The organism is Lachnospira hominis (ex Hitch et al. 2025), assembly GCF_040096395.1.
GTDB classification, from domain to species: Bacteria; Bacillota; Clostridia; order Lachnospirales; family Lachnospiraceae; genus Lachnospira; species Lachnospira hominis.
On record NZ_JBBMES010000008.1, the window covers coordinates 57,814 to 71,668 of the forward strand.

6 protein-coding genes are annotated in these 13,855 nt (G+C 36.4%); 3 read left to right on the forward strand and 3 right to left on the reverse strand.

All coding sequences use genetic code 11. The features are described 5' to 3' along the window. Nucleotides 1-219: 219 nt before the first annotated feature. Nucleotides 220-1,041, reverse strand: coding sequence for an AraC family transcriptional regulator (locus tag WMO38_RS08805; protein WP_349162283.1), 822 nt, complete (start codon nt 1,039-1,041; stop codon nt 220-222). 277 nt (nt 1,042-1,318) lie between these two features. On the opposite strand from WMO38_RS08805, the gene WMO38_RS08810 reads away from it, so the two are divergent. Together WMO38_RS08810 and WMO38_RS08815 are read left to right on the forward strand one after the other, a co-directional pair. After that, complete coding sequence (locus tag WMO38_RS08810; protein WP_349162284.1) at nt 1,319-4,642, forward strand: pectinesterase family protein; 3,324 nt, start codon at nt 1,319-1,321, stop codon at nt 4,640-4,642. Nucleotides 4,643-4,999: 357 nt separating this feature from the next. Continuing rightward, nucleotides 5,000-9,172 carry a right-handed parallel beta-helix repeat-containing protein gene (locus tag WMO38_RS08815; protein ID WP_349162285.1) on the forward strand — a complete coding sequence of 1,391 codons (4,173 nt, stop codon included), beginning with the start codon at nt 5,000-5,002 and terminating at the stop codon, nt 9,170-9,172. Between the two features lie 126 nt (nt 9,173-9,298). On the opposite strand, the gene WMO38_RS08820 is transcribed toward WMO38_RS08815, so the two are convergent. After that, nucleotides 9,299-10,078 carry an SDR family NAD(P)-dependent oxidoreductase gene (locus WMO38_RS08820; protein WP_349162286.1) on the reverse strand — a complete coding sequence of 260 codons (780 nt, stop codon included), beginning with the start codon at nt 10,076-10,078 and terminating at the stop codon, nt 9,299-9,301. A 254-nt stretch (nt 10,079-10,332) separates the two neighbouring features. Continuing rightward, on the reverse strand, nt 10,333-12,444 hold the full coding sequence (locus WMO38_RS08825; protein WP_349162287.1) for a methyl-accepting chemotaxis protein: 2,112 nt from the start codon (nt 12,442-12,444) through the stop codon (nt 10,333-10,335). A 214-nt stretch (nt 12,445-12,658) separates the two neighbouring features. Between WMO38_RS08825 and WMO38_RS08830 the strand changes: the two genes are divergently transcribed. Beyond that, nucleotides 12,659-13,852 (forward strand): HD-GYP domain-containing protein, encoded by a 1,194-nt coding sequence (locus WMO38_RS08830; RefSeq protein WP_349162288.1) that lies wholly within the window; start codon nt 12,659-12,661, stop codon nt 13,850-13,852. Nucleotides 13,853-13,855: the final 3 nt, after the last annotated feature.

Here is a 13,855-nt window from a genome sequence, read left to right on the forward strand (position 1 = left end):
AAAGTCTTGTCACCATAAGTGTGCCGACCGGCTGTAAGCAGCGGGATGACGAACGGCACAACATCTATATTAGTTAAGATGTGGACTACTCCCTGATATTGATAATAAAATAACAGTCATATTTAATTATATACGGTTCAAAAAATATTATTCAAGAACCATGTTTTGTAAAATATTATCATTGCAGAAGTAATGTGTCAAGAATAAAATTGTATATTTTTATTTGATATTTCCTTTAAGTTTCCGGTACTCGGTAGGTGAAACGCCATTTTTTTGTTTAAATGCATCTCCATAATAATTACTGTTTTCAAATCCACATTCAAACGCAATTTCTGTAATATTTTTATTAGTCTCAAGCAGCATTTTTTCTGATTTTGTTATACGCAGATTATTGATGTATTCTTTAAAGCCGGTTCCGATTACCGTCTTAAATCTCTTTGAAAAATATGACGGATTCAGATGAAAACATTCTGCAATATCTGAGAGTGTGAGCCGGCTCTGAAAATTCTCATTAATATAATCAACGGCAAGCTGCATTGTATTGCTTGAGTTGTTAAAATCAATCGTGCGTCCGTCAAGTGGGATACTTCCACGCATGAGACGCAGTATAAATTCCTGAAAATAAACATTTAAAAATGCAGGGCTTATATAATCACGCTGTTTATGTTCATTTATCATATTAAGGATAAGCGAATCAAGAAAAGCCGTGTTTTCTGTGCTATTATGAAGAACTGTAAAGAGCCGGCTGTCAAGAGTTTCATTTCCGAACATGGAAATAACAGGCTGTATGTAGTTTGCGGAAAATTCTATGCATAATCTTTTATTTACTTCTGCAAGATATGCTGTTTTGTGAGGGATATCAGGAGGGATAACTGCAATATCGCCTTCTTTCATCAGATATGTCTTGTCCTGTATATAAAATGTGCATTGTCCGGATTGCAGATAAAAAATTTCATACCATGAATGGGAATGAAAGTTATACATTGCAAAATTAGCACTATGTGTCTGTTCTGATATTTCAAATCTGTTTGGTGAAGCCATAAGTCCTCCTTTTATTTTATAAATGTAAATGCGGCTGATGTGCTGAATTTGAAAAATTGCACAGAGTGATCTTAATTGTTTTGTTAAAAATGACTAAATTATACAACAGCTTTTTTTGTTGCTTTGTAATATATTATATTATAAACCTAAAAAAAACTGTAATCAATACTAACTTCCTCTAAAAATAGGTAGAACACTTGGTATAAGTGTGATAGCCTTGTCATTACAAAAGCTTTGTAAAAGCTATGTAAAAAAAGGGAAAGCGAGGGCTTTATTAATGAAATTTCGTTCATTAAAAAGAGTTATGGCTGTTGTTCTTACAGCATTGCTTGCTGTGACAGCAATGCCTTCAGGTCTGACAGGGCTTTTAAGTGTAAAAGCTGCAGAACCTGAGATTACAAAGACAACAACTACGTATGACTTCACTAAGTCAGGAAAGTGGAGTAATGTTGCAACTGTAGGAGCAGTTCTTCCGGATAATTATGGAATTATTTTAGGAAAGACAGCAGGTTCAGGAGTAAGTAATGATGGAACATTAAGATTCCGTAACGGAAATGTATTATATTTTCCGATTAAGGATGATACAACAAAGGCCACTGTTACAATGACTTGTAATGGTGATAAGCCGGACAGACTTGTAATTTTTGGTGATAATACTAAAGATACTACATATAATGTTGCAATGTCATCAAAGGGTACAACTGTTACAGTTGACGATATTGACGATTATATCAGAACAGTTGAAGGAAAGAAATATCTTGCATTAGTTTCTAATGGTGATATTAAAGCAAAGACTATTACAATTGATGAATATAATCCGATTAATTCTGTCACAGTAAGCGGTACAGTTGAAAATGCTGTACAAAGAGGAGTTAAGAGCATTAAGTTCAAGAATCTTGATAATGATAAAGCAGCAGTTGTTATTGCTGATATTGATGCTTCAGGAAAGTATACAGCAGTATTAAAGAGAATAGCCGGTAATACTAATTATGTTGCAGTAATTACAAAGGCAGGCTCTAAAGTTGATGATACAAATGATGCTAATAAATTTACCCTTACAGGTAATTCAGCGGCTGCAGAAGTTAATCTTAAAGCTGTTGAAGCACCGGTAGCCACAGTAGCAGGTACATTTACAGGAGTGCCTGATGCTGCATTAAAAGGTGATGTTGCTGTAGAATTAGTACCTGATGATACATCCCTTGATACAGTAACATTATCACTTACAAAGACAGCTGATGGTAATTATACATATGCACAGGAATATATTGTTCCTGATAAGGATTATGCAGTTGTAATTAAAAATGCAGATGATTATGAAGTAACAGAAAAAATTAATAAGGCCGAAGGCAAATATTCAGATGTTGCAATTAATGCATCAAAGAAGCCGGTTGTTGATGTTAAAGGTTCATTTGTTACTTCTGATAAGAAGAATGCTAATGTGACAAAGATAACATTTAAGAATATGGATACTCCTGATTACACATATACTTTTGATGTTTCAGGAAAATCATATAGTGTAAAGCTTCGTGCAGGTGAATATGAGACATCTGTTGAATGTGAAGGATATACAGCATATGATCATGTAAGTGTTGGTAATACAGCAGTGTCTAATGACGTATATCTTAATGCACCTGAAGATACATCAGCAGTTGCTTATGAAGCAGAAGTTAAGGTAGGTGCAGGTCAGAAGTTTGAAAAGATTGCAGATGCAGTTAAGTATATTGCAAGAATGGAAAGAAGTAAGGATGAGAGAGTAACAGTTGTCCTTACTGATGATTTATACAGAGAGCAGGTAATAGTAGATACTCCTAATATAACAATTAAGAGTGCAAAAGAGAGTGGTTCAACAATCACATGGTATTATGGCGTTGGATTCTCTTATTATAGTGCAAAGAAAACAACTGATGGAAAAAATGGTTCATATTATGATGAAGCATGGGCAGTTGATAAATATTATAAGACAGCAGTTGAGCAGAATCCGGGACATTGGGGTTCAACGGTAAATCTTTTTGCAAATGCAAAGGGATTCAAAGCTGAGAATATTACATTTGAAAATTCTCTTAACAGATATCTCACACAGGAAGAACTTGCAGATGGTGCAGATAAGAATGTAGCTCCTGCATGTACGGCCAGAACAACAGAAAATATTGATGTTCGTTCTAAAGCAGCTAAAGAGAGAGCAGCAGTTATCTATATCCAGGCTGACGATACAGAATATAAGGATTGTAAGTTCCTTAGCAGTCAGGATACTGTTTATACAGGTGATGCACAGGAAGTTTCATATTTTAAAAACTGTGTAATTGAGGGAACTACTGATTATATCTGTGGTGACGGTAATCCTGTATTTGACGAATGTACATTAAGCATGTACAGCTACAGCGATATGGAAGCAGTAGCAAGTTACATTGTTGCTTCTAAGGCAAAGGGTAAGCATGGATATATATTTAACAATTGTAAGATTGTTACAACATCATCAACCGGTCTCAAAGCTACGTCAAAGAATATTCTTGCACGTGCATGGGGAGCAGGAACAGTTACATGGCTTAACACAGAAGTTGAGTCTGCAAATATGATTGATCCTGTTGCTTACAAAGATATGAATGCAAAAGTAAAAGATGCTCATTATTATGAATATAATACACATACACCTGATGGAACAGCAGTTGATACATCAGCAAGAGCAGAAGGCGTTACAATTCTTACAGCAGAAGACGCTGCAAAAATTGATATTAAGGCATTACATACAGCAGGTGAGTGGATAGTAGACAAGGAAGCAACAGAAGAAGAAGCAGGAAGCAAGCACAAAGAATGTACAGTCTGCGGACATGTAATGGAAGAAGCTGTTATTGATAAGCTTACACCTCCAACACCAGACCCAGAACCAACACCTGATAAGCCAAACGCAGATGTTGAAGTTAAGGGTGATGCACCAGCAATTAAAAATGATGCAGATACTGTAAAGGAAATCGCATCATCAGTTAAGCTTACAGATGAAGAAAAAGAAGCTGTTAAAGCCGGTGCTGATATTAAATTTAATATTGTTGTAAAAGATGAAGTTAAGGCGGGAGATAAGGAGCTTATAGATACAAAGATTTCTTCACTTGTTAATAATGGTGTTGTTGGAAAAGTATTTGATATCACAATTGAAAAACAGGTTGGCAGTAATGCAGCAGTTAAGGCTGAATTTAATTCAGAAATAACATTAAAGGTTCAGGTACCGGAAGAACTTATTAACAAAGATGATTCTAAGACAAGAACATACAAAATTATAAGAGTTCATGATGGTGAAGTTACTGTTATTGATAAAGAGAACTGTGTATTTGATGAAGAGACAGGTTTAATTACATTCAAGACTGATAAGTTCTCAACATATGCAATTGTATATGAAGATGCAGCTAAAACAGTTGTAACACCTGGCAACACAGATAATAATCAGCCAGCAGCACCTGAAGCAGAAAAACCAGCTGCAGAAGGTTCATCACCAAATACAGGTGATATGGGTATGATGGCAGTTGTAATGATGATGTCATTAATGGCAGCAGCAATGCTTGGTGCAGCGTATGTATTATTTGCACAGGCTCGTTCAAGAAAGAGAAGTTAAATTCTTGAAATTGAAAATACGTATTGTGGGTTTGTTTAGAACGTGAAAATTAAAAATGATGCACATGCTTAGGGGTAAAGCGTGTGCATCATTTTTTGTTGTGTTCGGGAAGCATTTTTAATATAGAAATAACAAAAAGAAATAGATAATTTGCAAAAGATTTTTGTAAAAGGATAAAAAAACTGTACTTTAGAGGTTTGGAATAAAAAAATGAGTGGTCTGATATCAGATTATATAGTACAATCTATGCACAATATTTCTTGAAATAATAGTCATACGCATGAAAGTTGTGCATCATGTACAATTGAGTGCGTTATTGCATTTTTTTGGGGAATGTATAAAAAGGAGGAAAGAGTTATGAAGTTCAAGAAAGGCAAGAAAGTATTGTCTTTAGTTCTTGCAGCACTCATGGTGCTTTCTGTTATGCCTACAAGCATGCTTATTCAGAAAGCAAACGCCGCAACAGCTTTTGAAGGCGGCAAAGAAGTGGCTGACGGAACATGGAAGGGCTGGACATGGTCTGTTTTTGGTAACAGTACAGCCGTTGCAAATAATACAATTAAAGAGAATTCAGATGGCAGTGTTACACTTGAATCATCAGGAAACAAGGGTAAGATAGCAAAAGACCATGAAGGAATTGATTTTCTTTATTACAAAATTGAGAATGGCAAAGATTTTACTATCACAACAAAGATGACAGTAGATTCATTTGCTGTTACAAATCAGCAGGGTATGGGTCTTATGGCAAGAGCTGCTGTTGGCGAACATGAAAATACAGGTGATGCTGCTCCACTCGTTAATGCAACAATAGGTGAAGTTACAGCATCAATAAACAAGGTAAATACCCAATGTGCCGGAACATGGCATACAGGTACAGGTAATGTTGGTTCTCTTAGTGAATCAAAAGTTGAAACCAGCAAGACATATGACCTTGCAATCCAGAAAATCGGTGACAGCTTAATCCTTTCAAAGGATGGAGTTGTATACAAAGAAGGAAAAGCTTCTGAGATATTCACAGGCGACGCAATGTATGTTGGTGTATTTACATCAAGATTGGCTAAGGCAACATTTAAGGATACAACACTTACAGTTACAGATACTAATTCAGATGTAGTTGTAAAAGATGTTACTAAGCCTTCAAAACAGGAGTATATCCAGGAAAATACATACAATGATATTGACCTTGCAGGATTTTCGGCAAATGTAACACTCGGTGGTGTTGAAAAGACAATCACAGCAAAAGACTGCCGTATAGAAGTACCTGATTTTTCAGAGATAACAGATAGCGGTAAGATTGTGCTTGATTACTTTGGTACAAAGATTGAAATTCCTGTAAAAGTAATAAAAGAAGTAGTTACAGATATTAAAGTTGATTACAATCCAATCAAGACAGATTATCTCTTAGATGAGAGTATTGACCTTACAGGTCTTGAAGGAAATGTTGTATATAACAGTGGTGTGACTAAGAAATTACAGGATCTGATTGCCGCAGGTGATGCAGATACAACTGTTTCTTATGATTTTTCTAAGGCAGGCAAGACACAGGTAACAATCGCACATACACACGGAGATGTTACAAAAGAATATAAATTTGATGTAAATGTTTCTGATGCAAAGGTTACTAAGATTGAACTTGCTGGTCCAAACAGAACAACATTTTATAAAGATGTTGTTTATGATGTTGATGCTTACAGAGACGGTGTTTTGGTAACAGCAGAATATTCTGACGGTTCATCAAAAGTATTGTCAGCAGGATTTGCTGTTGAGGCAAAGGGTGATGCTCTTGATACAACAAAGACAGGTAAGTATACATATGTAGTTACATATGGTGGAAAGACAGCCGAGTATACGCTTGAAGTTATAGAGAGAACAGTTCAGTCACTTGAAGTTACAAAGATTCCTGATAAGACAACATATTTAAAGGGTGAGGATTTCTCAGCTGACGGTCTTCAGGTATATGCTGTATATGACAGCGAAGAAAAAGTTAAAGTTGAATCACCTAAGGTAGATTCATCAGCATTTAACAAAGACGAAGCAGGCGAATATAAGATTGTTGTAAGTGCTGAAGTTGATGGCAAAGCACTTTCTACAGAATTTACAGCAGCTGTAAGAGATAAGATTGATTACAAATATAATGACCTTGAGTGGAATGCGGTAACATTCGGACAGTCTACAGCAAATGCAGAAAAAGCAACTGTAACGGACAATGAAGATGGTTCAAAGACAATTACTGTAGAAGCTAAAGAGGGCGTAGGTAAGTGTACCGATGATGGACAGGATGGTATATCATATTATTATACAGTACTTGACCCTACAAAAGATAATTTTGAAATTAAAGCAAAGATAAAAGTTGATTACTTTATAACAAAGAAATCAACTGATAATCAGGAAGGTTTCGGTATTATGGTAAGAGATTCTATCGGACCTGACGGAGATTCATCAATTTACTGTTCTAATGCAATGTCAGTCGGCGGATATTATGGTGCGTTTAATGTATTCGGAAGATACGGCGTTGCTTCAGCAGACGATGCAAGCGGAAAAGTAAATTATACACTTGTAAATAAGGGTAAATCTGAGAAAGTAACAGAAGCTGCTCCTAAGACATTTACACTTACACTTAAAAAAGATAATACAGGCGTATATGCTACAATGTTAGATGAAGCCGGAAATGCAGTAAACAAAATTGACGGAAGTAAGACATGGTATCTTCCTGCTGACACATTTGAAAAGATTGAAGGCAATAAGATGTACTTAGGTTTTATGGCATCCCGTGGAGCTAAGATTGAAGTTAATTCAAATGATATTGATGTTAAGATTACATCAAGTGCGGCTGATGCACCACAGACATTTGCACCTGTAAATGCAACAAAACCTACTGTAACACAGGCTTCATTAAGAGAGACAGCAGATGAAGATTATGAATACAAAGTGACAGTTAATACAAAGGGTCTTCTTACTGTAAAGCAGGATGGAAAGACACTTGCAAGCCAGCAGGTAGTTGAAGCTGGTACATATTCATATCCTACAAAACTTACAGTAGGCAATAACAAGTTCCAGATTCAGTTTGAGCCTGATGCAACCCAGAATATTAATCCTAAGGATACTATTACACAGAACAATACAGTAGTAAGAAAAATATATGCAGCAGTAGAAACACCGCTTTATGTCGCTGCTGGCGGCAGCAAGTCAGGTAATGGTACAGTCGAGAATCCACTTGATATTCAGACAGCTCTTACATTCTGTCAGGCAGGTCAGGCTATATATGTAAAGGGTGGCACATATAACCTTTCATCATCTGTAGCTATTAAGAAATATAACAATGGTACATCTAAAGATATGAAGATGCTTGTGGCTGACCCTGATAATACAGAAGATGTAGTATTTGATTTTGCAGGTAATGATGGTAAAGCTACAGGAAATACATTTGATGTTTCTGGTGATTACTGGTATGTTGAGGGAATTAAATTCCTTAACGGCGGCGGCGTAAGAGTCGGTGGTAATCATAATATATTAAAGAACTGTGATTTTGCAGGACATACTAATTCAGGTCTTTCAATTTCAAGAACTGATGGTGCTACAGAACAGAAAGACTGGCCTTCATACAACCAGATTATAAGCTGTAATGCTTACAACAACAGAGATAAGTCAGACAATAATGCCGATGGATTTGCTGCAAAGCTTACATGTGGTGTTGGTAACGTATTTAAGTACTGCGTAGCTGCATATAACGCAGATGATGGTTGGGATTTATTCTCAAAGAGCGGTACTGGTGCAATCGGTGAAGTAGAAATCTATGATTCAGTATGTTATGCTAATGGTTATGTAATTGAAGATGGCAAGCTCGTTAAGACAAAGGGTGACGGTAACGGCTTCAAGATGGGCGGCAGCGGTATCGCCGTAAATCATAAGATTTACAACAGCTACTCATTTGGTAATGCAGCTAACGGTTTCACAAACAACAGTGACCCAATGGGCGAGTACATTAACTGTACAGGTTACAACAACGGAGGTTCAAACCTTGAACTTCACACATATACAGGTGCAACTGCACAGTTTGTAGTTGAAAACTTCAAGTCATTTGCAGATAACTCATGGGAAAATGAGGAAACACTTGCAGCTCTTACATCAACAGAAAAAGATGCAGAAGCTGATATTATGAATATGATTAAATCATCAAGCAATTTCTTATATGACAAAGAAACAGGTAAATCTGTTAATGCTGATGGTGTTGAACTTACAGCAGCTAACTTTGTAAGCCTCGCTGAATTCAAGGATTATCTCCTTGGTGGAATTGAAGCAGTTCAGAGAAATGAAGATGGTTCAATCAACTTAGGCAACTTCCTTAAATATACAAATGCTGCTGATAACGGAACAGATATACCGGCAGGAAGTGACACATCAATTACAACACCTGATACAGGTGACAGAGTAATGAAAGTTCTTGTTCCTTTAATTGTCGTTATGGTAATTGCCGTTGCAGGTATCGTATATGTTGCAGTTTCTTCAAAGAAGAAAAAAGAAGATAAGTAAAATAATACAAAAATGTATTTTGTAATTATTTGAAATGTGAAAAACACCGTATCACAAGTATGTGGTACGGTGTTTTTCGATTTAACCGGTTATTATTATGATTAATTACGGTTATTGTTACTGTTATTAAGGTCTCTGACCGAGTCCGCCTTCAAGCGTGATAGTTTCGCCTGACATATATTTGAAATCAGGTGAACCAAGATGTACGCATACGCGTCCGATGTCCTGTTCAGGATCACCGAAACGACCGGCAGGAACAGCTTTTAAGTTCTTTTCGTAAGCCTCAGGATAAGCTGCTTTAAAATTCTCAAGCTGTGCCGTGAAAGCGAGAGGGCATACGATATTAACATTAATTCCGTCTTTACCCCATTCCGTAGCGGCAACTCTTGAAAGTCCTCTGATACCTTCTTTTGCGGCAGCGTATGAAGCCTGTCCGGCATTGCCGAAAAGTCCGGCACCTGATGCAAAATTGATTACAGACCCCTTCGTTTCTTTAAGATAAGGATAGCACTCACGCATATAAAGAAATGCGGCATATAATCCCGAATATATAGCCAGATTAAACTGTTCAAGCGTATGTTCTGCAAGAGGCACACCTGATGCGGAAGCCTGAGCATTATTAATAAGAACATCAATTCTTCCGAATTCTTTGACTGCTTTTGCAACAACATTTTTTACTGATTGTTCTGATTCCTGATTTGAGTTGACATCTGCCTGAACAGCAAGGACATTAACACCATAGAGTTTTTCAAGCTCTTCCTTTGCGTCGATAAGTTTTTGTTCGTTACGTCCTGTAAGAACAAGATTTGCACCTTCTTTGGCATATGCTGTAGCGATGCCATATCCGATTGATTTTGCTTTTCCGCCACCTGTAATGATGGCTGTTTTACCAGTAAATATTCCCATATTCTTCTCCAATCTGAATTTAATAATGTGGGGCGGCTACGCACTGTGAAAATCCCACATGATTTGATTTTATAAATAAATATTTAACTTGTCAAATATAATTGGACAAAATTTTGTAAAAGATGTGAAAAATTTTCTCATAATAATGAAAAATTGAATAAAATTGTTAGAAAAATAACAAACGTAATAGTTTTTACAAAAAAAGAACAAATCACTGCCTGTAAAAGCAGGATTTGTTCTTTTTAAACAAGATTTTATTTTAAGTGTTTTTCAACGTAATCTTTAATTGCTAAATTGTCAGCAGGCATCTGGCAGCCTACGATATACATGCCTTCATTGTCTGATGAACGAATGATTTTACCTTCAAGAACTGAGTTGCCAGGAAGGTCGAAGTTTTCAATCTGTACAGAGATTTCAGAACCCTTGCTGTCTGCAAAGAATGAATTATCAGAAAGGAAAGCAAATCCGTTAGCACTGATGTTGTCAAGCTTTCCGGAGTAAGTCTTACCGGTCTTTTTAACTGTAATAGTACATCTGTTAGATATATCAAGACGAGGATATTTACGTCTGTTTACAATACTAGGACGTGTAGTTATTATTATTGTTAATATATTAGTTGAATTGCTGGCGTCAATTAATCCTGATGTAGGATTAATTGCAGCTTTATCCCAGCAGTAAAGAACATTACCAACAGTTACCTGTACTTTACAAGGTGTATTTTTTGCTACATTAATTGAATTATCAAGGCGTACCTTTATGCTGTTACTGTTCTGTTCAAGGAGTTCGCCGTGATATTCATTGATGTTACCATTTTCGGAATCAATAAATAGGCTCAGTTTCATGCCGGGCTTGATATCGTCAATTCCCATGAATCCGCCGATGCCAAGTTCGCACATAAGTCCCTGAATTATTTCTTCGATGTTATCGATATTTGAAGCACTTTCTTCGTATTTGCTTACCATTCGCTTGCTTGTTTCATCAGATTCATTGATGAAGCCTGTCATTGTATCGACAATGTTATATACTTTTTCCATGTTATCGACAAGCTGATGATTTGAAGATTCAACTTCTTTCATAGCTGTATTGATTACAGAGATATGTTCACCGAGTTTGCCGGAATCTTCGTTGATTTTATTAACATTCTGACCGGTAAGAGTAACTTTTTCAAGAGTAACCTGTATAAGTTTGATTGTCTGTTCTATTGAAGTCATCATCTTGTCAGATATTTCTGAGAGACGTGTAAGTGCGTCCTGTATCTGCCCTGAAGATGATTTGGTTTCTGTACTGAGAGTACGAATCTGTTCAGCGACAACGGCAAATCCTTTGCCGGCTTCACCTGCTCTCGCGGCTTCTATTGAAGCGTTGAGAGCAAGAAGGTTGGTCTGGCTTGAAATATTATCGATAGTGCTTGTTTCTTCTTTAACTGTCTCAAATTCATTCTTAAATTCAGTGAGAATATTTTCAACATCGTTTGATAATTCTGACATTGTTTTTGATGTCTTTACGAGACTTTCAAGGTCGGTTGAACTTGTCTGGGCATGGGAACCTGATTCAGCTGTAAGAGATACCATCTCATTGATGAGTCCCGCAACATTTTCAACCTGGGAATTAATGTCAGTAGTCATATCAAGTGAAGATGAGGCGTGGTTCTGGAGCTGTTTGTTGTTGTCGGTAAGTTCGTTGAGACCATCAAGTACGAGATCTGAACCATGTTTATTTTCTGAAGCAAGTTCGCGTACAACAGTGATGCCGTCCATGATAGTGTTACTTGCTGTTTTTACTTTTTCTACAGTTGTTACAACCCGCTGTAAATCAGCTTTAATGCTGTCTGTCAATGCACCATCCGATTCGTTGAGATGTTTGATTGACATTACATAACATATATAACACAAAACAATACATGATACTTGAAGCTGGTAGTTTTTTATGTCTGAAGCACTTGTGCATCCAAGTAACATGGCTCTGTAGACTGCACTGAATATTATGCTGGCTGTATTGGCTATTCCACAGTAAACCATGAATTTACGCTGCTTGTATAAAACAAGAAGGCTTGTAACAGGAAGTATGTAAGTAAAAGCGATTGGTGATTCAGTAGTACATAATAAAAATGTATAAAAAATGCCATATCCGATTACCAGATTATACTTATATGCATCTGTATCTTTACCTTTTATGCGAAGAAGAATTTCGCCAATAAAGAAAGGTATCCAGCACAAAATAACAAAAATAATATAATTATTTACCGGATAAAGACCGGAAGATACATCGGAACCATAGTTAGCAGTGAGGAGAAGGGCGAATACGAGCCATATTCTCTGGGCTTTTATATTGGCCTTCGCTTTAAATAATTTTTCATCATAATCCATATAAAATACTCCTATTAGATAAAATAAATTCATAAATCATATGCACTATAATTATAAGGGTTCTAACTAATATTTTCAACAAATTTGTATAAAATGTTGAAAAATGTCGAACTATATGTTGCAAATAAATTGTTTACATTAAAATATACATATGATATAATACTTATAGAATTGGATTACAAGTTTAACTTACAAGATGACAGGGTGAAGTTTAATGAAATTACTATCAGAAGCGTTTGATACAGTAAAACGCGTATATGCCTATGAGAAGTCCGTAAAGGCTGATACGGCAACACTTCAGAAGATTATGGCAGTATTTGCAATTGTCATGATTCTTATTGATGTCGAGAATATAAGACTCGGCAAGTATATTATAGGTGCAGCTACATTTTTTGTGGCAGCTGTGTCGCTGGTGGCAGTATGGGCATTAGATTATTTTAAGAATGTATACAGAGTATGCAGGATTGCGGCAGTTATTCTGCTGGTTCTTGCTGTGCCAATTATATTCATGGGAGCCAATGATGGATTTTCTTTATTATGGTATCTTTTGCTTCCTGTTATTACACTTATTTTACTGGGAATGAAGTTTGGTGTTCCTGTGTGTGTTATATATGGACTATATATTACAATTTCGTTCTGGACGCCGCTTGGCAATATATTTAATTATGATTATGGCAGGGATTACCGTTTTTTCTATCCTGTTTTTTACTGGGGATTCTGTCTGGTTGTAATTACCGTGGATATATTCTACAAGAATTATCAGATGAGACAGGCTGATGACGAGCATGAGCTTGAAAAAGAAGTTCAGTCAGCTGTAGCGGGAACGAAAGTCCTGATGATTAATTCTGTTACGGCAATCAGCCGTATGCTTGATGAAAAGGATGGGTATACACAGCAGCATTCAAAGAGGGTGGCACAGTATTCGGAACTTATTGCACAAAATATGAAGAGCAGGACTTATACAAAAGAAGAGATTGATATTATATACAGGAGTGCTCTTCTTCATGATATAGGAAAGATAGCGGTTCCTGATGCAGTGCTTAACAAGCCTTCAAGGTTGACAGATGGAGAGTACGAGCTTATGAAGAAACATACGATATGGGGTAAAGAGATTTTGGCAGGACTTGAATTTCTTCCACAGGCTGATATGGGAGCAGCTTATCATCATGAGAGATTTGATGGAAAAGGATATCCGTATGGAATTAAAGGTGATAAGATTCCGGATATTGTAAGGATAATCAGTGCTGCGGATTCATTAGATGCTATGAGTTCCAACAGATGTTACAGAAGACATTGCGATAAAGATTATATAATCAGTGAGTTTGAAAAAGGGGCAGGTACACAGTTTGATGCAGATGTTGCACAGGTTGTTGTCGGATTGATAAAGGAAGGCAGGATAATATTGTAATAT

Bases quoted from the DNA above. Each gene is read 5' to 3' on its own strand.
- WMO38_RS08830 (WP_349162288.1), top strand. From the start codon at position 12,659: ATGAAATTACTATCAGAAGCGTTTGATACAGTAAAACGCGTATATGCC.
- WMO38_RS08825 (WP_349162287.1), bottom strand. From the start codon at position 12,444: ATGGATTATGATGAAAAATTATTTAAAGCGAAGGCCAATATAAAAGCC.
- WMO38_RS08805 (WP_349162283.1), bottom strand. From the start codon at position 1,041: ATGGCTTCACCAAACAGATTTGAAATATCAGAACAGACACATAGTGCT.
- WMO38_RS08820 (WP_349162286.1), bottom strand. From the start codon at position 10,078: ATGGGAATATTTACTGGTAAAACAGCCATCATTACAGGTGGCGGAAAA.
- WMO38_RS08815 (WP_349162285.1), top strand. From the start codon at position 5,000: ATGAAGTTCAAGAAAGGCAAGAAAGTATTGTCTTTAGTTCTTGCAGCA.
- WMO38_RS08810 (WP_349162284.1), top strand. From the start codon at position 1,319: ATGAAATTTCGTTCATTAAAAAGAGTTATGGCTGTTGTTCTTACAGCA.